Genomic DNA, 23,704 nt, shown 5'->3' with positions numbered 1-23,704 from the left:
CATCATAGGAGATGGGTTTTGCATAATTTATAGAGGGAGGTAACAAAGTGGTAAAAAGATTTATATATAATAAAAAGGTTGCTCCATATGTATTTATATTACCATTTATAATTATATTTTTAGTTTTCTTTATATCACCTATGGCAAGAACAATAATAATGAGCTTTCAATCAGTTTTACCAGGAATAACTGAATGGGTTGGTTTTGATAATTATAGTAGATTATTAGGTGATAAAGTATTTCTTAAAGCTATTATGAATAGTATGAAATACATGCTTTGGACATTGGTTTTATTAATACCAATTCCAATGTTATTAGCTACAGTTTTAAATAGTAAATTTGCAAAAGGAAGAGAATTCTTTAAATCAGCTCTTTATTTACCTGCATTAACATCTGTAGTTGTTGCTGGTACAATTTTTAGATTAGCATTTAGTGAATTAGATGGTGCAGTAATGAACTCTATTATAGGTTTCTTTGGAATGGATCCTATAAAATGGTTAAAAGGTGCAGGAACTGGATTTTTCGCATTATTATTATTAGCATGCTGGAGATGGACAGGTGTTAATATGTTATATTTCTTATCAGGACTTAAGAACATACCTGATGAACTTTATGAATCAGCAGATATTGATGGTGCAAACGCAGTACAAAAATTCTTTTATATAACTGTTCCACAATTAAAGCCAACAATAGTTTATGTATTAACTATTTCTATTTATGCTGGATTAGCAATGTTTACAGAAAGTTATATGATTTGGGGAGGAAATTCTTCACCTAAGAACATAGGTCTTACAATCGTAGGATATTTATATAGACAAGGTATTGAAAAGAATGCAATGGGTTATGCATCTGCAGTTGGAATTATACTATTTATTATTGCAATGACAATTAATATGATTCAATTAAAATTAAATGGAACATTTTCAAAGGAGGAGGGATAAGCAATGTCTACTTTAGAAGTATCAAGAGATATAGAAAAACCAATAAAGAAACAAGTTACAAGAAATAAGAAACGTTTAGCATTACAAGTATTGATATTTGTCTTATTCGCAATTTTATCAGTTATTATACTTATTCCATTTTACATTTTAGTTATTTCTTCATTTAAGCCAGGTAATGATTTAATACGTTATGGAATAAACTTAAAGTTAGAATTTGATAAGATGTCCTTAGATAACTTTATATTCTTATTTACTGGTCAGCATCAATATTTTACATGGTTCTTTAACAGTTTGTTTTTAACAGCAGTATCAGTAATAGTTACATTATTTGTATGTGCAGCAGTAGGATATGGATTTGCAATGTATGATTTTAAGGGTAAAAATTTTCTATTTATTTGCGTATTATTTGTTATGATGGTTCCTTTTGAAATATTAATGGTGCCTATGTATAGTCAAATAATTGATATGGGTCTTATTGATACTTATACGGGTATCGTATTGCCAGGTATAACTAGTGCATCTACAGTATTTTTCTTTAGGCAATATTTATTAGGGATACCAAAAGATTTAATTAGTGCCGGTAGAATAGATGGTGCTTCAGAATATGGTATATTCTTTAGAATTATTATTCCGATTATGAAACCAGCATTTGCTGCAATGGCAATATTAAATACTATGGGTGCTTGGAATAATTTATTATGGCCTTTATTAGTCTTAAAAACAGATACAAAATTTACTTTACCAATAGGTTTAAATACATTGCTAACACCATATGGAAACAACTATGATTTATTGATAGTAGGATCATTCTTCTCAGTAATTCCAGTATTAATAATATTCTTATGTTTCCAAAAATACTTTGTTGATGGTATGACAGCAGGAGCTGTAAAGGGATAAAGCGGAAGAGTAAGGTACCTTATGAGCAAAAAAGCTAAAATGATAATAAATAAAGATTTTAAGATTTCAGAAATAGATTTAACTAAGTGAGGGTATTATTACTTTTCAATTAGGTAAAGCATCTTGTAATGTAATAAGATTAGGAAAAAAATAAAGGTAAATATATTTGCTGAGCATCTTGGATTTACAATTATTAGTGTACTATAGTAGTTTTTTAAATCGCTTTGTAATTTACTTGCAGATTAATATTAATAAAAATTAAAAAGTGGTGTTTACAAGAAGGAGTGTCGCAGAATGTTAAAGGAAATTGAACTAAGTTATAGTGATAAAAATGAGATGCTTAGTGTTATTAAAGCATTAGCAAATGAGGCTAGAATTAATATTTTAGAGTTATTAGATGATGGGTGCTTAAATGTAAATGAAATAGCGGAGAAGCTAGATATGCCAGTATCTACAACAGCTTTGAATATTAAAATATTAGAAGAAGCTGGTTTAGTAATGACAGAGTTACAACCAGGAATTAGAGGTTCGATGAAGGTTAGTAGTAAATCATGTAGAGATGTAATTATTAACTTAGATAGTAAACAAAGTAGGGCACTAGAAAATAGTATATATATAAATATGCCAATAGGAAGTTATAGTGATTGTATTGTAAAACCATCTTGTGGATTAGTCGGAGAGAAAGGAAGCATAGGTAAATTTGATAAGCCAAGCAGTTTTTATTATCCTGAAAAAGTTAATGCACAATTGTTATGGTTTTATAAAGGATATATAGAATATAAATTTCCATATGAATCTATAAAAAATTCTAATATAACAATGTTAGAACTTTCAATTGAAATGTGTTCAGAAGCACCATTTTATAGGAATGATTGGCCTTCAGATATAACATTATGGGTAAATGATATAGAAGTAGGGACTTGGACTAGCCCAGGAGATTTTGGAGGAAGAAGAGGGAAAAATAATCCACAATGGTGGCCTGATAATATTAATCAATATGGGCTTTTGAAATACTGGAGAATCAAAAAAGATGGTACTTATATTGATAATATGAAATTATCAGATAAAAAAATTAGTGAATTTAAATTAGAAGATAATGATTATATAAGTGTAAAAATTGGTATAAAGGAAGAAGCAAAAAATATCGGGGGGATAAGTATTTTTGGTAAGAGTTTTGGAGATTATCCACAAGATATTGTAATGAAATTGGAATACGACAAAATTAAAGAGTAAAAAGAGTGGTATTAGAAATGGAGGTCATTATGGCAGTTAAAGAAATCGTAAAACCTATTATATTACAAAGGGCAGATCCATGGATATATAAACATACAGATGGATATTATTATTTTACAGCATCTGTTCCAGAATATGATAGAATTGAAATAAGAAGATCAAAAACTATAAATGGATTAGCAGAATCGGAAGCAGTAACTGTGTGGAGAAAGCATAAAGAAGGAATGTTAAGTGCAAATATATGGGCACCAGAAATTCATTATATCGATGGAAAATGGTATGTATATTTTGCAGCTGCTAGAACGACTGAAACTAAAGAAGGATTATTTGATCATAGGATATTTGTTTTAGAAAATGAAAGTGAAAATCCATTAGAAGGATCGTGGGTAGAAAAAGGGCAATTAAAAACTAATTGGGAGTCATTTGCATTAGATGCTACTACTTTTGAACATAAAGGAATTAGATACTTAGTTTGGGCTCAAAAAGATCCTAATATATGTGGAAATTCAAATTTATATATTGCAAAAATGAGTAATCCTTGGACAATTGAAGGAAAACAAGTAATGATTACAGAGCCAGAGTATGATTGGGAAAAGATAGGCTTCCTTGTTAATGAAGGGCCTGCTGTTATAAATAGAAATGGTAAGATATTCATTTCATATTCAGCAAGTGCAACTGATTTTAATTATTGTATGGGAGTTCTAATAGCTGATGAAAATAGTGATTTATTAAATAAAGATTCTTGGCATAAATCAGAAACACCAGTTTTTAAGACTGATGAAGAAAAGGAAATATACGGACCAGGTCATAGTTGTTTTACTGTTTCAGAGGATGGAAAAACAGATATGTTGGTATATCATGCTAGAAATTATAAAGATATAGTAGGAGATCCATTATATGATCCAAATAGACATACTTTTATTAAGAAATTAAGTTATGATAATAATGGAAATATAATATTTAGTTAAAGTGCAAATAAACTTAGCAGGTAATTATAAAGTTACCAGCTAAGTTTATTTTTATTATATAATATTATTAAATGTAAAAATATATTAATTATTATTAGATTCTATTTCATTACTATAGTTTTCACCGATAACCCTATCATAAGTGATTAAATCAAGTTCAGCATTTCTCTCATTAGAACTTTGAACACTTGGAGAGTAAAGTGGATAGTCATTCATAATACTTTTCATAGTACTAGTAAACTTTGTATCTTCACTGCCAATCATATCAGTTACTACATAAGGAATATAAAAAGCTGAAATAGTTTTATCATCTTTATCTAAAATGCTTGAATTATAATTGTTCCAAATAATATATTTTTGAGTATAGATTAATTCAGAATTAGCATCTGAAACCCCTAGTCTGTTATAAACATCATCATCAGGAGTAAAGAATGGGAAATGATCCCCAACAAATACTAAAACAACATCCTCATCAAAATCTTTAAGCCAATTAGTAAATTCTCTTAAAGTATCACTTGTTTCTTTTATACCGGCTAAATAGTATGATAATTGATCAGCGCCTTCAGCAGTTTCTTCGTAGTAAGGCTGATGATTTTGCATTGTAGTAGCAAAAATATAACTTGGATTATCACTTGATTCTAGTACTGATTTTATTTGATTAAATACACTTTCATCTGAAATATACCTTCTAAATTTAGTAGTTTCTACTGTCATATTATCATCAAAGTATAAGTTATCAAAGCTATATTGAGAGTAAAGAGTTTCTCTATCATAAAAACTTTTACTAAAAGGATGAATATAAGTAGTAGAATATCCTAAATTTTTAAAGTATTTAGGTATTGTATCGATTATTTCTTGCTTTTTTAGTAAGTTTTGTGGAACAGATGGTGTATTAATTGCATAGGTTGGGAGACCAGTTAATAATTCAAATTCAGTTCTTGTTGTATATCCTCCAAAGGTTGGAACAATACAATTACCTATATATCCTTCAGATCCTACTTGGTCGAATCCAGAGTATATATCTTCATCAATATTAAGAGAATCAAACACTCTAAAATCACTAAATGATTCAGACATAATAAATATAACATTAGGTTTATTTTCATCAGATGTTATATTATCTGAATTTGTAGTTTTACTATCATCTGAATCTTTATTTTCAGAAGAAAATAATTCGTTTATAGAATCATAACTATAATTCTCAGGTGGATTTACAATATCCATTAAATTTTCAGAGGTAGTCTTTGCTAAATACGGCAAAAATCCTATATCACTAAACTGTTCGTTACTTTCTAATATATTAGTAGCAACATTAGTTTCTATTTCAAATGCTGAAAATACTTTTGCTGAGATGGAAGTTGTTAATGCTATAGTTAACATTGCACTTATACTAGCACAAATGTAAATACGCTTTTTTAGTGAAAAACCTAGAATTAAATTATTTTTATAGGTAAAAACTATATATAGTATTAAAATTACTAAATTAAGCACTAAAGGATAAGTAATTTTTAATGATGCAAATTTTCCAACATCACTTAGATTTTTTGTCATTATTAAGTCACTAATAACTAAGTGACTTCCGCTAGTTTTATATTTAAAATATTCTACGCAAGATAGAATATAAAATATTCCACCATGAATTGTCATTGAGAGCCAGGCTTTATTTAAGATAAGAAAAATTAGTATAAATAGTATTGCAGATATTAATATATTAAATAATAAGATATTTGGCTTTGTTATTAAGAATGTCATTGTTTCAGTGAAATTTTGACAAATATTATATTCTAACAAAACAGATATCATTAATGGATATAAAATAACCAGTAAATATTTAAATATATTTTTGTAGTTTATTTTCATGATAGAATAATAACTCCTTTCGAATAATATATTTCGTATATTAATATATAACGAATATCAAATATATTATATACTTAAATGATAGATTTTGTAATTGTGTTAAGAGAATATTAAGAGAAATTTAATTGAATATATATTCATTGTTTATGAACTTAGTATAAAATAAAAATATTTTAACAAAAGAAGGTGATTTTTATGTTTGGAATACCATTAATTGAATGGGTTGGATATGCAGCATCAATAATGATTGCAATATCTTTATTAATGACTGATATATTAAAACTTAGAATAATTAATTCAATTGGATGTGTGCTGTTTGCAATTTATGGATTTATTGTAAAAGCCTATCCGGTAGGAATTATTAATACATTTATATTCTTTGTTAATATGTTTTACATATATAAATTTTCGAAAGAGTAACAATATAACGTCTTTAAAGTATAAAGCTTTAGAGGCGTTTTTATATATTATGAAAAGTACAATGCCATTAATTATATTATAAAATATGATTATAGTGTATAATTAAAATAAATTTATAATAATATAATGGAATCTTAAAATTTATTTCAAACTATAAGAAGCAAAAGAGGTGCAATATGGGGTTAATGGATTCAATATTAGGTTTGTATGATATGATGAAAAATGATTTTGGAGAGGAAAGAAAAAAGAAAAGAAATTTTAAATATATAAGAACCTATTTTGATATGGAAGAGCATGATGGATATACTTTAGATGATCAAACATGGGATGACTTTAATATGGATGAAGTATTTGAAAAGGTTGATAGAACATATAGTAGTGCTGGAGAAGCTATATTATATAAAATGCTTAGAAATCCACTTCATGATAAAAAGAAGTTAGATGAAAGAGATAAGTTTATTGAAGAATTAAGAAGTGATAGTGATTTAAGAACTAAGCTTCAGATGATTTATTTTAAGCTTGGTTATGATAGAAAAAATACTTTTTTAGATATGATAATGGAGCCTCTTGAGGAAAATAAAACTAAATATTATTTATATATCTTTTTTGGAAGAGTATTAATGCTTGGAACTATTATTTTATCAATATTATTTAAGGAACCATACTGGTTACTTGTTACTTTTTGTTTATTATGGGTAAATGTCTTTATTAATGATAAGGAAAGAAAGAATGTTAAATCACAAGGATTATTATACTTAAGAAATATAATAATTTCTGCAAAAAAAATTCAAAAGATAAATAATCCTAAAATAAAAAATTATACTGATGAAATATCAAAGTTGTTAAAGGAATTAAAGGCAATTGATAGTGCTACAAGAACTATTCATTTGGCAAACGTTGGAGGAGGAGTTTTTGAGGTATTAACTATACCATTTTTATTAGAAGAAACTTCTTTTTACAGAGTAGCAAGCCTTTTAGGTGAAAAGAGAGAAGAAATTATAGATTTATATTATTTAGTAGGAGAAATAGAAAGTTATATATCAATTGCTTCTTATAAAGAAGAGATAAAAGGTAAATATACTAAGCCAGTATTCAATGATGAAGTAAATATCAATATAGTTGATGGAATACATCCACTTGTAAAAAATGCTGTAGCTAATTCTATTAAATTTGAAAAGAGGGGAATAGTTTTAACTGGGACTAATATGTCAGGTAAATCTACTTTCTTAAGAATGATAGGATTAAATATGATTTTTGCTCAAACTTTTAATTTCACTTTAACTAAAAAATATGAAGCTTGCTTCTTTAACATAGTATCATCTATTAGTCCAAGTGATGATGTTACTTTAGGAAAGAGTTTTTATATGGCAGAAGCAGAAGCATTACTTAGAATTATAAAAGCATTGGATTTGGAATTACCAGTATTTTGTCCTATTGATGAAATATTTAGAGGAACAAATCCTATTGAAAGAATTTCATCGTCAGCTGAAATTCTTAAATATATAAATAGTAAAGATAGTATATCTATAGTAGCAACTCATGATAGGGAACTTACAGACATACTTAAGGATAATTATGAATTCTTCTATTTTAGTGAAAAAGTTGATAGTAAGGGATTAAACTTTGATTATAAGTTAAAAAGAGGAGTATCTAAAACTCGTAATGCTATTAAATTATTAGATTATATTGGATATCCAAAAGAAATAATTAAAAAATCTTATTTAAGAGCCGAAACTTTAGAAAAATATATGTAAAACCATGGTTATATTAGTTTATGTTTTTATTAGCTAATATAACCTTTTTTATTAAAACTGTATAAATGTTTTCTTAGGGGAATTGTAGAATTTTTTTATATTATTGAAAAATAGAGAAGAAAATGAAGAAAATTTAATGGAAAAAAATACCTAAAGAGGCTATAGTTTTAGAGAAAAAGCTATATAATAAATATATGAGTTTTTTTTAGGGAGGGGTTATTGTGAAAAAGATAAGCAAATTAAATATAATAGCTATAGTAACAATAGGAATAATACTTTTAATTATACCCATTTCAATTCAAGCAAATGGAAGAGATGCAAGTAAGAGAATAAATAAATATGTTGCTCTCGGTGATGAGGTTGCATCTGAAAGTAAAGATTATTATGATGTATCTTATGTATCATTAATAAAAGATTTTTTAAAAGCTTTAAATTCAGATCTAGCTTATAGTAATTTAAGTATGGAAGGAATAACATCAGCTGAATTACTTGACATAATAAAATTAAATAAAGAGGAAATAAAAGATGCTAATTTAATTACTATATCTATAGGGGGAAATAATATATTAAATGTAATTATGAACAATTTATATAGTAATATTGATAGCGAATCTCTAGAAGAATATGATGAAGAAATGTTTGAGGCTATTGTAAGTGAATACTTGAATAGTGATGAAAAAAATTTAGAAGTTATAAATGAAATAGAAGTTTTTGAAAAAGATTTTACTAATATAATTAAACAAATAAAAAAGTTATCTCCTGATGCAGATATTTATATAAATACTGTGTATAATCCTATTAATAAAAAAGGAGATATATATGATTACTTTAATGAAAAAATAAGTGCTATTAATGAAGTAATTACAAAAAATTATAGCATATATGATTATAAAGTCATTGATTGCTATAACATTTTAAATAGTGATGAAAAATTAAATTTTCATGTTGTAAATAATGAATTTAAAATCTATCCCAATAAAGTTGGACATGCAATGATGGCAACTCAAGTTATTTCTGAATATGAGGATTATGTAAACTTAGAAGTAGAGAAAGTTACAACTTCTAGCAATAATATTAAAGGTAAAACTATTCCAAGTAGTAATGTAATTGTTGTATCTGAAAATGGGACAGTAGGAACAACTCAAGCAAAAAAGAATGGTGAATTTGAAATTGAGATATCGCCAATGGTTTCAGGAACTAATCTAGAAGTATTAGTTTATGATAATAATATTTTCTCAATTTTGTATAAATTTCAGAAATTAGTGGTTAAAAAGGGTTTATTTACATCATAATTAGTTTGGCCACATTTGATATGGACAATCATATTTTTCTTTCAATATGGTAATACTAAGCTTGAAATACTTAGGAGTAATTATAATAAACTAAAGATAATATTGGAGGAAAAAAGTATGAAGAAAAAAGTTATATCATTATTGATTTGTTCTGCATTAATGATGGTAGAAGGTGTTACTTATGCTCAAACTATAACTAATAATTCAAGTGATAGTAAGACTACAGTAGAAGCACCTGCAGAAGAAAAGGAACAAACTAAATCTAAGGAAACATCTGAACCTTCAGAAGAAAAATCTTCAGATGAAAAGTGCAAAAAAACTTCTCAAGATGATATAGAAGAAACTTCTTCAAACCCTTGCAAGAAGAAAGAAAAAGAAGAGAAGAAGAAGGAAAAAGAAGACAAGAAGTGCAAGGACGACAATAAGAAAGAAGAAAAGAAAAAAGAAGAAACTAAGTGTAAGGATGAATCTAAGAAAGAAGAAAAAAAGAAAGACGAATCTAAATGCAAAGATGAGTCTAAGAAAGATGAATCAAAAGATCAAAATAAATGTAAATGCAGAGATGAAGAAAAAGCTGCAGAATAATATAAATAAAACAATAGGGTCTATAAATTTAGACTCTATTGTTTTATTTACGATGAATTTCCTAGGAAATTTTATTTATAGCTTCACTTAAAACTTTACCTATAGAATCATGAATTACTAAATCAGCTTTATTATCAGCAGAAGTTGAACTCTTATTTATAAGAACAAGATTCTTTCCACTAAAGTAATCAATAAGTCCAGCAGCAGGATAAACAACAAGAGAAGTTCCACCTATAATTAATGTATCAGCATTTGCAATGGCATTAACTGCACCCCTAATGACATTATCATCTAAACCTTCTTCATAAAGAACAACATCAGGTTTAACATTACCACCACATTTAGTACAAGTAGGTACTCCCTTAGATTGTAAAATGAATTTTTCATCATAAAAAGCATGACATTTAGTGCAGTAGTTTCTTAAAACAGAACCATGAAGTTCAAATACAGTTTTGTTACCGGCAGCTTGATGGAGTCCATCAATATTTTGAGTAACAATAGCTTTTAATTTACCCATTTCTTCTAGTTTAGCTAATGCGATATGACCAGCATTAGGCTTTGCATTAGGATATATTAGTTTAGCTTTATAAAAGTTAAAAAATTCTTCTGGATATCTTATATAAAAACTATGAGAAACTAATTGTTCAGGAGTAAAAGTAACATTAAGTTTTTCATTAAATAATCCATTGGAACTTCTAAAATCAGGAATTCCGCTTTCAGTTGACATTCCAGCCCCACCAAAGAAGACTATATTGTTACTTTCTTTTAGTATTTTTGTTAACTTATCTATTTCAGCAGTCATAAAATCACCGGCCTTTTTATAATTTATATTTTTATTATTGCACAAATAAATGTAAAAATAAAATGCATTAATCACTTTTTCATATTTATATTTGCAATGAGTACAATATAGTGTAGAAATAAATTAGAGGTGAATAAAATGGCATTAAGACAACTTAGATATGAAGGTGATGAGATTTTAAGGAAAAAGTGCAAAAAAGTCGAAGAAGTTGATGATCATATAAGAATGATATTAGATGATATGCTTGATACTTTGCATAATACAGAAGATGGAGCAGCAATTGCAGCACCGCAAATTGGAATATTAAAAAGGCTTGTAGTAATAGATATGGGAACTGGCATAATTAAATTAGTTAATCCAGAGATTATTGAAGAAAAGGGAATTCAAGAATGTGTAGAAGGATGCTTAAGTATTCCTAATAAATATGGCAATACAATTCGCCCTAAAAAAGTTACAATAAAGGCATTAAATGAAAATGGAGAAGAAATAATTTTGACTGGAAGAGGAGAAATGGCAAAGTGTTTTTGCCATGAAATAGATCACTTAGATGGAATTCTTTTTATAGATAAAGTTACTAAATGGTTAAAGATGAATAATAAGTAAAATAATTCAAAGGTGCTTGAAAGAGCACTTTTTTATTAAAGGAAAATGTGGTCATACAATGTGGTACAGAGGTGATTGTAAATGAAGGGAAAAAGTAATATGAAGGTTGCATTATGTCAGATAAATATTGAATTTGAAAATAAAGAATATAATAAAAAGAAAATTATAGCTAAAGTTAAAGAAGCAAAAAATAACGAGGCAAATTTATGTTTATTTCCTGAAATGACTTTGACAGGATTTGGTATTAATGTTGAGTTAATAGGAGAGAAAGAGAATAAAACCATAGATTTTTTCAGAAAAATATGTATTGATAATAATATAAATGTAGGATTTGGATGGGTTAAAAAAATAAATAGTAGTGGAGAAAATCATTTTACTATAATAAATTATAAAGGTGAGATAATATCCGATTATATAAAGATTCATCCTTTTTCTTTTAGTAATGAAGATAAGCATTATTTATCAGGAGAAGAAATAGTGAAGTGTACAATAGATAACACTAAGCTTGCTTCTTTTATTTGTTATGACTTAAGATTTCCAGAAATATTTCAATGTGTTTCAAATGATGTAGATATTATAATTGTTAGTGCTAATTGGCCACAGAATAGAAGTGAACACTGGAAAACACTGTTGAAGGCTAGAGCTATTGAAAATCAAGTTTATATACTTGGTGTTAATTGTGTTGGAAAAATAGATGGTTTATATTACTCTGGAGATTCATGTATTATTGATCCTAATGGTCAGGTAATAGAAAGTATAGAAAATGTTGAGGGAATAATTTATGGGATTATTGATTTAAAGGAAATAATAGCATTGAGAAAATCTTTTCCTGTTAAGAGTGATAGAAAAAATCAATTATACAATCAGTTCATGATTTTAAATATGTTAAAATCATAAGAAAGTATAGTTTTTCTTATTTTAGCATATGTGTTTTATTTAACTTGACCATCAGAAAAGTTGATTACTAATTTTTTCTGATGGTCAAGTTTTAAAATTTATTTACTAGATTCCCAATGTTGATTTAAAGTATTAAAAATAAATCTTAAAGTTTTACCAATTTCAAGATAACTTTCATCATTTAAGTTAGCAAGAGAAACTCTTAAACCCCATCTAGAAGATGCAAAACCATCTCCATTTAATAAAATAATAGAATAATTTTTAGCTAAATCATAAAGAATGTCAAATGGTGTGTAATTTTCTTCAATAAACTTAGCAAAGTCAATTCCATACTCAATTCTAGCCCAATCTAATATATTTATTTCAGTATAATAAGAAGCATAATGAGGGTTATTAAAAACTTTAAGTTCTAAGCCTTCACATAGTAACTCCTTACGTCTTTTACAGATATCAATAGTAAGATTTTTATAATTATTTTCTAAATCAACTAATGCAAATCCACAGAAAAATGCCATTTGTACTTGTTGTGGCGTTGAAAGACCTGCAGTATGATTTAAAGCAACTTGTCTACTATCAGCAACTAATCTATCCATAAATGATAATTCTTCAGGGTTTGAAGATAAATGACAGTAACGTTTGTTTAAAGTGTCTTTGTGTGTTTCAGGTAGCGCACCTATAAGTTTATTATAAATATTATTTTCGTTTAATATTATTGCACCAAGTCTCCAACCAGTTACACCAAAATATTTTGATAATGAATAAACACCAATAGTATTATAAGGTAAATCACTAATTACAGATTTGAAGTTATTAACAAATGTGCAATAAACATCATCAGTAATAATCATTAAATTAGGATTATATTTAGTTACAATATTCTTTAGTGTATTTCTACAATCATCATTTAGTGCAATAGATGCAGGATTGTTTGGATTCACTATAAATACAGCCTTAATACTTTTATCTTTTAATTTATTTAAATCATCTTCACTGTATTGGTAAGTAGGAAGACCATTTTCATCAACTTCATTAGCATGAATATTTATTACATCAAAATTGTAATGAGGTAAATGTGGTATTTCTAAATAAGGAGTAAAAATAGGTGTCATAAGAGCTATTTTGTCACCTTTATTCAATAGGTGATTTTTTTCAAGAGAATCAAAGATATAGCACATTGCTGCAGTTCCACCTTCAACTCCAAAAACATCAAAATTATTTTCAAATTTAATATCACCACATAATTCTTTAAGTAAATATTTATTTACGAGTTTTTCTATATTTACGAGCATTCTATCAGGAACAGGATAATTATCACCTATAATTCCATCAGCTAATTCAAAAATCCATTCATCTTCATTAAATCCAAGATTATTAATTCCATAATCATAAATTTTTTGTATTAAATCAATTCCAGGTAGTGAAGGATTTGTGTTAATATATTCTAATAATCTTTTAGCAATACCTTTTTTTTGTACCATACCAGCTAAGGAATTAATGTTTAAAGTACGTTGAGTTTCTAATATTGCAAATTGACCAAAAGTAAAAAATGCTTGTCTAGGTTCAGCAGCAGTCCAATTAGGATTTCCTCTACCAGCATCTAAAATTGTATTATTATTTAAAGATGCTAATTTTAATAATTTATCTTTAAATTCAAATGGACTTACGGTTCCATAAATATTTTTCAAGTTTTCTTTAGTTAATTCTGTATTCATTATGAATGTCTCCTTTCAGGATGTATAAACACTGAAATATTTCTTGCAAGTATTAATTTTATAATAGAATTAGTGAAATTAAAATAGAAAAAATAAGTTTTAGTAATATAATAAAATAAGTTAAAATAAATATAAAAAAAATAGTAAATTGATATAAAAGTCTTGGAAATTTATTTAAATTAATAAAAATGGGGAAAGAATTATTATATTATAAGTATTTAAGGTATAAAAAAAAGGTGCAATTATACATGCACCTTAATTTTAATGAGTTAATACTTCAACTCCAGTTTCTGTTACTAATACTGTATACTCCCATTGCGCTGAAGGATAACCATCTTCAGTTAATGTAGTCCAACCATCATCAGAATCTATAAATATATCTGGTTTTCCCATATTTATCATTGGTTCAATGGTAAATACCATACCAGGAACTAATAACATTCCAGTTCCTTTTTTACCTACATGTGAAACAAAAGGTGTTTCATGGAATTCAAGACCTATGCCATGACCACCAAATTCTCTAACTACAGAGTAACCATTAGCTTCAGCGTGAGTTTGAACAGCTTCAGCTATATCACCTAAAAATCCCCAAGGTTTTGCAGCTGCTAAACCTTTATCTAAGCATTCCTTTGCTACTCTTACTAATTTCTCTAAATCAGGATGTACTTGACCGATCATAAACATTCTAGAGGCATCTGAAAAATAACCATTATATATAGTAGAAACATCTACATTTATTATATCACCATCTTCTAAAATAACATCTTCACTAGGAATACCATGGCAAACTTCATCATTTAATGATGTACAAACACTTTTAGGATACCCTTGGAAGTTTAATGGAGCAGGTATAGCACCTTGTGATACTGTGTAATCATGAACAATAGTATTAATTTCTTCAGTTGACATTCCTGCTTTGATTTTACTGCTCACTAAATCTAAAACTGCAGTATTAATTGCAGCACTTTCTTTAATTTTTTCTATTTGTTCAGGTGTTTTAATAATATTTCTAGGTGGTACTACATGACCTTTTAATTTATAAGAGTGGACTTTTTCATCAAAAGCCAAATGACAGTTTTTATACTTTTTATTACTACCACACCAACAGTGGTCATTTCTACTTAAGTTCATATTTTTTATCTCCTTGTTACTATTTATATATTTTTATTATATTACTTTATTAATAAAAAGGAAAACTAATAATATAAATATATGATATATGCAATTTTATTTAATTAAAAACTATTTAATTATGTTATAAAGATACTTTATAATATAACTAGAGAGGAATGAAATGGAAGGTAATGAAAATGAAAAAAAGCTTAGTTGGAAAAAGTAATTTAATATACAAGGCTTTTATGATAATAGGTATAATATTAGTTTTGTATTATTTAGTTTTAAAATTAATGTTTGGATTTATAGCATTTTCTAGTATGTTTTGTATGCTAGGAATAGTTTTAATTATTTATAGTTTTATAGAATTAAAGTTCCAAATAAATATTTGGGGCAAGATTCCTAAAATAATAAGAAATATAGTTACTATATTATTTACAATAGGATTAGTTTTATTTATAAGTGTAGAAGGTCTTATAATATATAATGGTCATCATGTTGATAAGGAAAAGCCAGATTATTTAATGGTATTAGGAGCAGGACTGAGGGGAACAAAAATTAGTACATCATTATTATATAGGCTAGAAACAGCATTAGATTTTCATGAATTATATCCTGATGTAAAGATAATTGTATCTGGAGGGCAAGGTGAAGGGGAAAAGATTAGTGAAGCTAGTGCAATGAGGAATTTCCTTGTTGATAATGGAGTAGATTCAAGTCAAATTATAATGGAAGATAAATCAACTGATACATATGAAAATTTTTTATATACAAAGAAAATATTAGATGAGGAAAGTGAAGTAAAAGATCCTACTGTTACTGTAATATCTAATAATTTTCATATGTTTAGAGCAAAATTTTTAGCCAAAGAAGTTGGGATTAATACTTTAGGATATCCGGCTCCATCTCATAAAGTATCGGCTGTAGTGTTTTATGTTAGAGAATTTTTTGGAGTAATAAAGGCTTTTGTATTTAAAAGATAATAAGAACATTGAGAAGGTTATATTAAATAAATCTTCTCAATTTTTTATAAAAATTTAAGGGGGAATTAGTAAATGTATATTATTGAAACAAGTAATTTATCAAAGTCCTACGGGAAAAATAGAGGGATAATAGATATAAATCTGAAAATAAAAGAAGGCGAAATATTTGGATTTGTAGGGCCAAATGGCGCTGGGAAATCTACTACAATAAGAACATTATTAAATTTTATTTTTCCAACAGGGGGAAGTGGAAAAATATTAGGGATGGATATAGTAAAGCAAAGTAAAGATATTAAAAAGCAAATAGGATATGTACCTAGTGAAGTTAAATTTTATGATGAAATAAAGGTCAAAGATATAATTAAATATTCATGTAGTTTTTATGATGGAATTAATCAAGAAGATGTTGATAAACTTTATGAATTGTTAGAAGTAGATGTTGAGAAAAGAATGTCAGAGCTTTCTTTAGGAAATAAGAAAAAGGTTGCAATAGTACAGGCGTTAATTCACAAACCAAGGTTATTAATATTAGATGAACCTACGAATGGATTAGACCCATTAATTCAAAAAAGGTTATTTGAATTATTAAAAAAGGCAAATAAAGAAGGAACTACAGTATTTTTTTCATCTCATAACCTAGTGGAAGTGGAAAATTTTTGTGATAGAGTAGCGGTAATTAAAGAGGGTAAAATTATTGACACTGTAGTTTTAGAAAAGTTAGCTAAAAAAGCAGCTTTAAAGATAGTTTTAAGCTGCAAAGAAATAAATGAAGAGATAATAAAAGAAATAGGAGGACAAGTTATTTCTAAAGAAAAGAATGAATTTGTTTTTAATTATAGTAATGATGTAGATAGTTTGATTAAGAAGCTTTCAGCATATAAAATAAGTAAATTATTAATTAGTGAACAAACACTTGAAGATACATTTATGAATTATTATGAAAGCAAGGGAGTAAGATAATATGAATATTTTTAATTTTGAATTTAAAAGGTTATTGAAGGGGAATATCATTTGGGCTTTAGTGTGTAGTGTTTTAATTGTAATGTTTATGTTATTCTTTCCAAGTATGAAGGAGATGGGAATGCAAGAGTTAGTAGGATCAAAATTAGAATCACTTCCAGAGGCATTTTTAGAAGCTTTTAATATAAGTGGAGCCACTGATTTTAGTAATATTTCTGATTTTTCTGCTTATGTTCTTCAATATATAGTAATGGCAGGTGGAATATATGCGGCAATACTTGGAGTATCATCTTTAGCTAAGGAGGAAAGTGAAGGTACTATTGAATTTTTATATTCTAAACCTGTTACAAGAAGTAGAATAGTTACAGCAAAGATTTTAGCTAATGCATTTATACTTTTTATATTTATAATTATAGTTTTTATTATAACTATAATTTCAACTATAATCGTTAAACCGGATGATGTAAAATTTGTATCAGTGATTACAGATATAAATAAGATTTATTTAGGAATGGCTTTAATTTCATATGTATTTATGACAATAGGTTTTTTAATATCAGTTTTTGTAAAGTCTGCAAAGAAAGCTACATCAATAGCATTAGGAATATTTTTTGCAAGTTATATATTAGGAATATTTTCAAAGCTTCAAGATAGATTAAGTGGATTCATATATTTATCTCCGTTTGATTATGCTGCTCCATCAAATGTAATAAAAAATGGATTTGAAGAAAAGTATATTATTATAGGATTAGGTATAATGATAATATCACTTGCTGGAACTTATATAATATATAATAAGAAAGATTATAATATATAAGTTGATGATAATTCAATTTGAGAAAAATAAATAAGCATATTTTAGTTAATTATAATTTGATAAATTTAATTTTAGATAAATATTTAAGGAAATACCACCAATTATAAATTAAAAATGGTGGTATTTTTAATAATATGGAAAGTAAATGAATAAAAATATTAATAAAGATTAATATTAAATATGTAAAAGTTTTTTGTTATAAATGATTTGAAAGGGGGTAGACGGTATGAGTAACAAGTTTATATTTAATGAGGATATAAATAAAATAATAACTAAAAGAAAATCAGTTAGAACATATAATACTGAAAAGATACCAGATGAAATATTAAATAAACTTAATGAATATATTAAATCCCTAAGTGGACCTTTTGATGAAAAGGTAGTATTTAAAATACTTGATTCTAAAGAACATATTAATGGAGCTAAACTTGGAACATATGGAATAATAAAAGGTGCAACAAAATTCATTGCAGCAAAGATAAAGGAAGGGGAATTTGCATTAGAAGAATTAGGATATGAAATGGAATCTTTAGTCTTATATGCAACAGCTTTGGGGTTAGGTACTTGTTGGATTGGAGGCACTTTTAAAAAAGGACAATTTGCTAAGGCAATGGAAGTTGAATCAGGAGAAATTTTACCTATAATATCACCAATCGGATATGAAAGTGAAAATAAAAGCTTTGTAGAAAAAACAATGAGAAGATTTTCAAATTGTGATTATAGAAAGCCATGGAATAAAATTTTCTTTTTTAGAGATTTTTCATGCCCCTTAACTGAACATGCTACTTTAGATGGATTCAAAGATGCATTAGAAAATGTAAGATTGGCCCCATCAGCTTTAAATAAACAACCTTGGAGAATAGTAAAGCATGGAGATGATTTTCATTTTTTTATTTCTAATGATAAAGAGGAAGCTAAAGAAGGATATGATATTAACAAAATAGATTTAGGAATTGCAATGTGTCACTTTGATTTAACTTGTAAAGAACTTGGAATAAATGGGGGATTTAAAGTAATAGATCCTAAAATTGAAGAGGTACCAAAGCATTATAAGTATATTATTACTTGGATTAAAGAGGAACAAAAGAGATAAATATAAGAAAATATCTATAAGTATAGTTAGAAATACTTTTAATGTATGTAAATAAATAATTTGGATAAAATAATTTTAGGATTAATTATATAGTTTATATACAGTGGAGGTTATTAATTATGGCTTTTGAAAAATTAGAAAACAAAATTAATAAAATTAATAAAAAAATCAAGCAAGGAAGATTATCTCAAGAAATTGCTGATGAAATTAGCAATGTAATTAATGAAGTAGAAGAGTTAGGCGATGAAGCAAAAGATAAATTTAAAAGTGCAGTAGATAATATGAAAAAATCATTAAATAAAATGAAGTAATAAAGGAGCATATGAGTATATGCTCCTTTATTTTTAATATATCTTTTAAATATTGCAAGATAAACTCCGTTGTAGGAATATATTAACAAATATTTTACAGTATGTTAATATATTAATTAGGTGCCAGTAAATGATATGTGAGGTGTTTAATGAATAAAAAGTTTGAAATTATAACGGCTTGGTTGGTAGTTATAGTTGTAATTGGGGCAATAATATTTGCTAATGTGAAAGGGACATTAAATAAAGGCAAAGATATATTTGATGAAAAAGATATTACTAGTTCAAAGTGGAACATATTAAAAGAATTTATACCAAATGATGATCTTGTTAAATTTAATATAGATGCACCTAATGCATCTTTAGAGATTATAAAAACTGATGAAAAGGAAATAAAAATTCAATGTACTAATAATGATAATAGCCAATATAAAATAAATCAAAAAGGTAATGATATAATAATAGAGAAAAAAGAAAAATTGGAACTATTTAAATGGAATATTAAAGGAGATAATATAAAAATAGAAATACCAAGTACGCTAATAGCAAGCATTGATGCTGATACTTCTAATGGAGCAATAATCTTAAATGATATTGAAGCGAACAATATTTATATGGATGCAAGTAATGGAGAAATAATTGTAGAAAATGTTAATGTTAAAGAAGATATAAAAATTGATACATCTAATGGAGGAATTGAAGTTTTAAATGTATCTGCAGAAAATATTATTTTAGATTCAAGTAATTCAGAGGCAATATTAAATAATATAAATGGAAAAAAAATAAAGGTAGATATATCAAATGGGGAAATTAAGGTAAATGAATGTCGAGGTAACAAAGTTGTACTAGATACTTCTAATGGAGAAATAGAAGCATATGAATGCTATGCAAATAATTTAAAGTTAGATACATCAAATGCAGAAATAACATTAGAAAATTTAAAAGATAAGGAGTTTGTAATAGATATTTTAGAAGTAAGTACGAGTAATGCTAGTGAAAACATTAATGCAAAATATAATAATAAAAAATAAATAAGCAAACAAGGAGAGTTATAATGAAAATAAGAAAAGCAACCATAGAAGATGTAAATATAATAGCAAAGTATAACTATAACTTAGCACTTGAAACAGAAGAAAAAGTACTAAATATGGATACAGTAACTAAGGGCGTTGAAGCAATATTAAGAGATTCAACTAAGGGAATTTATCATGTATGTGAAATAGAAGGACAGGTTGTAGGTCAAATAATGTATACTTTTGAATGGAGCGATTGGAGAAATGGAACATTCTTATGGATTCAAAGTGTATATGTTGATAAGAAGTTTAGAGGAAAAGGTATATTTAAAAACTTATATAAATATATAAAAGATATTTGTGATAATGATAAAGATATTTGTGGAATAAGATTATATGTAGAGAAGGAAAATTATGTTGCTCAAAAAACATATAAAAATATTGGTATGGATGAATGTAATTATTATATTTACGAGTATGAAAAATAAATTATAGAAGACTATATATAATTAAATAGCTATAAAGTGAATAAGAACTTTATATATATCATATAAAGGAATAGGGGGTGAAAGTAAAAATGAATACAGCAGAATTAAAGGCAAATGCAAAAGAGCAGTTAAGAGGAAAATGGGCAGTGGCAATTGCTACTGTACTAGTTGCTAATATATTAATCGATTCAGATGTAATGTATAAGGTTAGTGAAAAATTTGGTTTGATTGGATTAAGTATATCATGCAGTTTAATATCATTATTCCTTGGGGGCGTTATTTCAGTAGGGCTTTGTAAATTTTTATTAGATATGACGACTAAAAGAGAAGAGCCAAGATTTGAAACTTTATTTTCTCAATTTAATATTTATCTTAAAACACTAGGATTAAATATACTTATTACATTATCTGTATGTATAGGTACTATATTATTTATAGTTCCGGGAATAATTGTTGGACTTATGTTTTCTCAAAGCTATTATATTTTATCTGAAGATCCTAGCAAATCTATAACACAATGCATAAAAGAAAGTGTTGATATGATGAATGGCCATAAGTGGGACTTATTTTATTTAGAATTAACATTTATAGGATGGTGGCTTCTTACAGCAATAACCGTTGGAATTGCAGGGCTTTGGGTTGCACCATATGTTAAAGTAACTGAAACTAATTTTTATTTAAGTATAAAAAATAATTAATAAAGTCAAGGCATTAGAGGTTATATAATTTAAAATTATATAACCTCTAATTTTTTATGTATTTAATATAAAAAAAGTAATGTATAAAATATCCTTTAAAATTTGTATAATTATAAAAAATATAATCTACAATTACTAATTTTACAAAGGGTGGGTGATATCATGGCAAAAGAAGCATGTGATAATAGGGTATATATATTGACTAGCAAATTAATGTATCTTTTTATAACTAATATATGGTTTTTGGTAAGTATTTCACCATTTATACTTTATTTCTTTTTATCAGGTGAAAATTTATCTATTCCAATATTAACATTTATAGGAATAGTACTAGGTCCAGCGCTGTCAACAATGTTTTCTGTTACAGGTAGAGCAATGAATGATAAACAAGAAAATGCTACGAAAGATTTCATTCATTTTTATAAACTTAATTTTGGACAAGGTATATTTATTGCAGCCATTATAAATATAATATTAATGGTTTGTTATGTAGATATAGGATTATTTTTTTTAAGTAACATGAAGTTTATTTCTTATATATTAATTGCATTAGCTATATTTATGGGAGCAATATGCTTATATGTTTATCCAATCTTATCAAGAATAAACGCAAAAACAATTGATATATTTAAGATATCTACCAGATTAGTATTTAAAAAGTTATATATAACATTAACTAATATATCAATCTTAATAATAGGTGTAGCTATAGTAGGCTTTACTAACATTTCATTAATTGCAGTGTTGTTTGGTGGGAGTGCAGTATGCTATTTTATTTTAAGAATGGAAGAAAATATTTTAAAAGATGTAGATGCTGAGTTAAAAGAAAAATATTCAAAATAAAAAAAGATATAAGTAAAATTTTTTACTTATATCTTTTTGTTTATAATAATTTTAATGAGTTTATTGAACAATCACCATTAATTAATAAGTATAAATCTTTAATAGAATTAGTAGGATTTAATTTACTTTTACCTATAATATTTATAGTCTTTTCTAGTTTGATATCTTTTGAAGAACTTCCAATGAAAATAGAGCATAAGCCGCTTTCTAATATAAAATCATTAAAAATTAAATGTAAATGTAGTATGTTAAATATTCAATGTATTTTCTTATCAATACTCTAATTTTTATATGAAAACATATACATTTTTATGGGTATCGAGAAGTTAAGGGCAGGATTAAAATAATATTATCAACTACAGTTTACAGGAATGGAGGAGTAAATAGTGCAAGCAGCAGAAAATATTAACACATCAAACAGAATAGAAGAGGAAATTAGCAAACCAAAAGAAAGAAAAATTACTTGGAAAAAAATTAAAAAGCAAAAATGCTTAATTGCAATGTCATTACCATTTGTAATATGGGTAATAGTTTTCAAGTATCTTCCATTAGCAGGGTGGACAATGGCCTTTCAGGATTATAAACCACAAAATGGATTTTTAGATCAAACATGGGTAGGATTTAAACACTTTATAGCATTATTTAAAGAAGATCAATTTTATCAAGCACTTCAAAATACTTTAGGAATGAGTATTTTGGGACTAGTATTTGGAACAATTGCATCTATAACATTTGCATTGTTATTAAATGAAATAAGATCTTCAAAGTTTAAGAGAACAGCTCAAACAATTTCATATTTACCACACTTTATATCGTGGGTTGTTGCAGCAAGTTTAGTAACAAATATGTTATCAAGTTCAGGGATAGTAAATGAAATATTAATGAAGTTAAATATAATAAGCTCACCAATACAATTTATGTCAACACCAAGCATGTTCTGGGGAGTAGTTACAGCATCAGATGTTTGGAAGGAAATGGGGTGGAATGCAATCATATATCTTGCAGCAATGACAGCAATAGACCCAGAATTGTATAATGCAGCTAAGGTTGATGGAGCAGGCAGATTTAGACAAATGTTTAGTATTACATTACCTTCAATAAAAAGTACAGTATTAGTACTTCTTATAATGAGTATAGGAAATCTTATTAATATAGGATTTGAAAAGCAAATGTTGCTTGGAAATCCGATAGTAGCAAGTAAATCATTAGTTATTGATAAATACGCATTAGATTATGGTATTGGAATGTTTAGATATTCATTTGGTACAGCAATCGGTATTTTCAAATCTGTTGTAGGAATTATCTTAATATTTGCAGCTAATAAAATGTCTAAGAAATTTAATGATGGTGAAGGAAGCTTATTAAGCTAACACAATAAAATTCATTTATAATAATTAAATTATTTGAATTTGAATCTGTTAAGC

The 23,704-nt window shown here is 26.6% G+C and carries 24 protein-coding genes; 20 read left to right on the top strand and 4 right to left on the bottom strand.

Going from position 1 to position 23,704, the window contains the following annotated elements; genetic code table 11:
* The first annotated feature begins 47 nt into the window (after positions 1 to 47).
* From TY07_RS11645 to TY07_RS11630, 4 genes are all read left to right on the top strand, one after another.
* A complete protein-coding gene (locus TY07_RS11645) occupies positions 48 to 941 on the top strand; it encodes a carbohydrate ABC transporter permease (RefSeq protein ID WP_042399925.1) in 894 nt (297 codons plus the stop codon).
* A 3-nt stretch (positions 942 to 944) separates the two neighbouring features.
* Entirely contained in the window at positions 945 to 1,838 is an 894-nt protein-coding gene (locus TY07_RS11640) for a carbohydrate ABC transporter permease (protein ID WP_078061356.1), read from the top strand.
* Positions 1,839 to 2,132: 294 nt separating this feature from the next.
* Positions 2,133 to 3,071: an ArsR/SmtB family transcription factor gene (locus tag TY07_RS11635; RefSeq protein ID WP_042399920.1), complete on the top strand. Its 939-nt coding sequence runs from the start codon at positions 2,133 to 2,135 to the stop codon at positions 3,069 to 3,071.
* A gap of 29 nt (positions 3,072 to 3,100) precedes the next feature.
* Positions 3,101 to 4,039, top strand: a complete 939-nt coding sequence (locus tag TY07_RS11630) for a glycoside hydrolase family 43 protein (RefSeq protein ID WP_172676132.1) — start codon at positions 3,101 to 3,103, stop codon at positions 4,037 to 4,039.
* Between the two features lie 84 nt (positions 4,040 to 4,123).
* On the opposite strand, the gene TY07_RS11625 is transcribed toward TY07_RS11630, so the two are convergent.
* On the bottom strand, positions 4,124 to 5,899 hold the full coding sequence (locus TY07_RS11625) for an LTA synthase family protein (protein WP_042399917.1): 1,776 nt from the start codon (positions 5,897 to 5,899) through the stop codon (positions 4,124 to 4,126).
* A gap of 195 nt (positions 5,900 to 6,094) precedes the next feature.
* Between TY07_RS11625 and TY07_RS11620 the strand changes: the two genes are divergently transcribed.
* The 4 genes from TY07_RS11620 to TY07_RS17830 all read left to right on the top strand — a co-directional run bounded on the left by TY07_RS11620 (position 6,095) and on the right by TY07_RS17830 (position 9,950).
* The gene (locus TY07_RS11620; protein WP_042399913.1) at positions 6,095 to 6,319 is read left to right on the top strand and encodes a YgjV family protein; all 225 of its coding nucleotides are present in this window, start codon (positions 6,095 to 6,097) and stop codon (positions 6,317 to 6,319) included.
* Between the two features lie 176 nt (positions 6,320 to 6,495).
* Positions 6,496 to 8,073: a MutS-related protein gene (locus TY07_RS11615; protein ID WP_154820406.1), complete on the top strand. Its 1,578-nt coding sequence runs from the start codon at positions 6,496 to 6,498 to the stop codon at positions 8,071 to 8,073.
* Positions 8,074 to 8,294: 221 nt separating this feature from the next.
* Complete coding sequence (locus tag TY07_RS11610; RefSeq protein WP_042399911.1) at positions 8,295 to 9,365, top strand: GDSL-type esterase/lipase family protein; 1,071 nt, start codon at positions 8,295 to 8,297, stop codon at positions 9,363 to 9,365.
* A gap of 117 nt (positions 9,366 to 9,482) precedes the next feature.
* Positions 9,483 to 9,950, top strand: a complete 468-nt coding sequence (locus TY07_RS17830) for a hypothetical protein (protein WP_042399908.1) — start codon at positions 9,483 to 9,485, stop codon at positions 9,948 to 9,950.
* A gap of 61 nt (positions 9,951 to 10,011) precedes the next feature.
* On the opposite strand, the gene TY07_RS11600 is transcribed toward TY07_RS17830, so the two are convergent.
* Positions 10,012 to 10,752, bottom strand: a complete 741-nt coding sequence (locus tag TY07_RS11600) for an NAD-dependent protein deacylase (protein WP_042399905.1) — start codon at positions 10,750 to 10,752, stop codon at positions 10,012 to 10,014.
* 138 nt (positions 10,753 to 10,890) lie between these two features.
* Between TY07_RS11600 and def the strand changes: the two genes are divergently transcribed.
* A complete protein-coding gene (gene def / locus TY07_RS11595) occupies positions 10,891 to 11,355 on the top strand; it encodes a peptide deformylase (protein ID WP_042399901.1) in 465 nt (154 codons plus the stop codon).
* Positions 11,356 to 11,436: 81 nt separating this feature from the next.
* The gene (locus tag TY07_RS11590; protein ID WP_242833256.1) at positions 11,437 to 12,252 is read left to right on the top strand and encodes a nitrilase-related carbon-nitrogen hydrolase; all 816 of its coding nucleotides are present in this window, start codon (positions 11,437 to 11,439) and stop codon (positions 12,250 to 12,252) included.
* A 98-nt stretch (positions 12,253 to 12,350) separates the two neighbouring features.
* Here TY07_RS11590 and aspD read toward each other — a convergent pair whose 3' ends face one another.
* Together aspD and TY07_RS11580 are read right to left on the bottom strand one after the other, a co-directional pair.
* Positions 12,351 to 13,967 carry an aspartate 4-decarboxylase gene (aspD, locus tag TY07_RS11585; protein WP_042399897.1) on the bottom strand — a complete coding sequence of 539 codons (1,617 nt, stop codon included), beginning with the start codon at positions 13,965 to 13,967 and terminating at the stop codon, positions 12,351 to 12,353.
* 258 nt (positions 13,968 to 14,225) lie between these two features.
* A complete protein-coding gene (locus TY07_RS11580) occupies positions 14,226 to 15,095 on the bottom strand; it encodes a methionyl aminopeptidase (protein WP_042399892.1) in 870 nt (289 codons plus the stop codon).
* 179 nt (positions 15,096 to 15,274) lie between these two features.
* Between TY07_RS11580 and TY07_RS11575 the strand changes: the two genes are divergently transcribed.
* From TY07_RS11575 to TY07_RS11530, 10 genes are all read left to right on the top strand, one after another.
* Positions 15,275 to 16,060, top strand: coding sequence for a YdcF family protein (locus TY07_RS11575; RefSeq protein WP_052330708.1), 786 nt, complete (start codon positions 15,275 to 15,277; stop codon positions 16,058 to 16,060).
* Between the two features lie 72 nt (positions 16,061 to 16,132).
* On the top strand, positions 16,133 to 17,020 hold the full coding sequence (locus tag TY07_RS11570; RefSeq protein ID WP_042399889.1) for an ABC transporter ATP-binding protein: 888 nt from the start codon (positions 16,133 to 16,135) through the stop codon (positions 17,018 to 17,020).
* Position 17,021: 1 nt separating this feature from the next.
* Entirely contained in the window at positions 17,022 to 17,837 is an 816-nt protein-coding gene (locus TY07_RS11565; RefSeq protein WP_042399887.1) for an ABC transporter permease subunit, read from the top strand.
* Positions 17,838 to 18,063: 226 nt separating this feature from the next.
* Positions 18,064 to 18,930, top strand: coding sequence for a nitroreductase family protein (locus TY07_RS11560; protein WP_042399884.1), 867 nt, complete (start codon positions 18,064 to 18,066; stop codon positions 18,928 to 18,930).
* Between the two features lie 119 nt (positions 18,931 to 19,049).
* Positions 19,050 to 19,241, top strand: coding sequence for a hypothetical protein (locus TY07_RS11555; protein WP_042399881.1), 192 nt, complete (start codon positions 19,050 to 19,052; stop codon positions 19,239 to 19,241).
* 149 nt (positions 19,242 to 19,390) lie between these two features.
* Positions 19,391 to 20,269: a DUF4097 family beta strand repeat-containing protein gene (locus TY07_RS11550; protein ID WP_042399877.1), complete on the top strand. Its 879-nt coding sequence runs from the start codon at positions 19,391 to 19,393 to the stop codon at positions 20,267 to 20,269.
* Between the two features lie 23 nt (positions 20,270 to 20,292).
* Positions 20,293 to 20,739, top strand: coding sequence for a GNAT family N-acetyltransferase (locus TY07_RS11545; RefSeq protein ID WP_042399874.1), 447 nt, complete (start codon positions 20,293 to 20,295; stop codon positions 20,737 to 20,739).
* Positions 20,740 to 20,828: 89 nt separating this feature from the next.
* On the top strand, positions 20,829 to 21,437 hold the full coding sequence (locus TY07_RS11540) for a DUF975 family protein (protein ID WP_042399871.1): 609 nt from the start codon (positions 20,829 to 20,831) through the stop codon (positions 21,435 to 21,437).
* Positions 21,438 to 21,599: 162 nt separating this feature from the next.
* Entirely contained in the window at positions 21,600 to 22,280 is a 681-nt protein-coding gene (locus TY07_RS11535) for a DUF624 domain-containing protein (protein ID WP_042399868.1), read from the top strand.
* A 386-nt stretch (positions 22,281 to 22,666) separates the two neighbouring features.
* Entirely contained in the window at positions 22,667 to 23,650 is a 984-nt protein-coding gene (locus TY07_RS11530; protein WP_242833255.1) for an ABC transporter permease, read from the top strand.
* Positions 23,651 to 23,704 lie beyond the last annotated feature (54 nt).

The sequence above is a fragment of the Clostridium saudiense genome (genome assembly GCF_000577815.1).
Taxonomy (GTDB): domain Bacteria; phylum Bacillota; class Clostridia; order Clostridiales; family Clostridiaceae; genus Clostridium; species Clostridium saudiense.
The sequence above is the reverse complement of the archived record's forward strand: the minus strand, read 5'-3'. Positions and strand labels throughout refer to the sequence as shown.

Bases quoted from the DNA above. Each gene is read 5' to 3' on its own strand.
- TY07_RS11565 (WP_042399887.1), top strand. From the start codon at position 17,022: ATGAATATTTTTAATTTTGAATTTAAAAGGTTATTGAAGGGGAATATC.
- TY07_RS11570 (WP_042399889.1), top strand. From the start codon at position 16,133: ATGTATATTATTGAAACAAGTAATTTATCAAAGTCCTACGGGAAAAAT.
- TY07_RS11575 (WP_052330708.1), top strand. From the start codon at position 15,275: ATGAAAAAAAGCTTAGTTGGAAAAAGTAATTTAATATACAAGGCTTTT.
- TY07_RS11545 (WP_042399874.1), top strand. From the start codon at position 20,293: ATGAAAATAAGAAAAGCAACCATAGAAGATGTAAATATAATAGCAAAG.
- TY07_RS11620 (WP_042399913.1), top strand. From the start codon at position 6,095: ATGTTTGGAATACCATTAATTGAATGGGTTGGATATGCAGCATCAATA.
- TY07_RS17830 (WP_042399908.1), top strand. From the start codon at position 9,483: ATGAAGAAAAAAGTTATATCATTATTGATTTGTTCTGCATTAATGATG.
- TY07_RS11555 (WP_042399881.1), top strand. From the start codon at position 19,050: ATGGCTTTTGAAAAATTAGAAAACAAAATTAATAAAATTAATAAAAAA.
- TY07_RS11590 (WP_242833256.1), top strand. From the start codon at position 11,437: ATGAAGGGAAAAAGTAATATGAAGGTTGCATTATGTCAGATAAATATT.
- TY07_RS11615 (WP_154820406.1), top strand. From the start codon at position 6,496: ATGGGGTTAATGGATTCAATATTAGGTTTGTATGATATGATGAAAAAT.
- TY07_RS11635 (WP_042399920.1), top strand. From the start codon at position 2,133: ATGTTAAAGGAAATTGAACTAAGTTATAGTGATAAAAATGAGATGCTT.
- TY07_RS11550 (WP_042399877.1), top strand. From the start codon at position 19,391: ATGAATAAAAAGTTTGAAATTATAACGGCTTGGTTGGTAGTTATAGTT.
- TY07_RS11535 (WP_042399868.1), top strand. From the start codon at position 21,600: ATGGCAAAAGAAGCATGTGATAATAGGGTATATATATTGACTAGCAAA.
- def (WP_042399901.1), top strand. From the start codon at position 10,891: ATGGCATTAAGACAACTTAGATATGAAGGTGATGAGATTTTAAGGAAA.
- TY07_RS11625 (WP_042399917.1), bottom strand. From the start codon at position 5,899: ATGAAAATAAACTACAAAAATATATTTAAATATTTACTGGTTATTTTA.
- TY07_RS11600 (WP_042399905.1), bottom strand. From the start codon at position 10,752: ATGACTGCTGAAATAGATAAGTTAACAAAAATACTAAAAGAAAGTAAC.
- TY07_RS11640 (WP_078061356.1), top strand. From the start codon at position 945: ATGTCTACTTTAGAAGTATCAAGAGATATAGAAAAACCAATAAAGAAA.
- TY07_RS11630 (WP_172676132.1), top strand. From the start codon at position 3,101: ATGGCAGTTAAAGAAATCGTAAAACCTATTATATTACAAAGGGCAGAT.
- TY07_RS11580 (WP_042399892.1), bottom strand. From the start codon at position 15,095: ATGAACTTAAGTAGAAATGACCACTGTTGGTGTGGTAGTAATAAAAAG.
- TY07_RS11540 (WP_042399871.1), top strand. From the start codon at position 20,829: ATGAATACAGCAGAATTAAAGGCAAATGCAAAAGAGCAGTTAAGAGGA.
- TY07_RS11560 (WP_042399884.1), top strand. From the start codon at position 18,064: ATGAGTAACAAGTTTATATTTAATGAGGATATAAATAAAATAATAACT.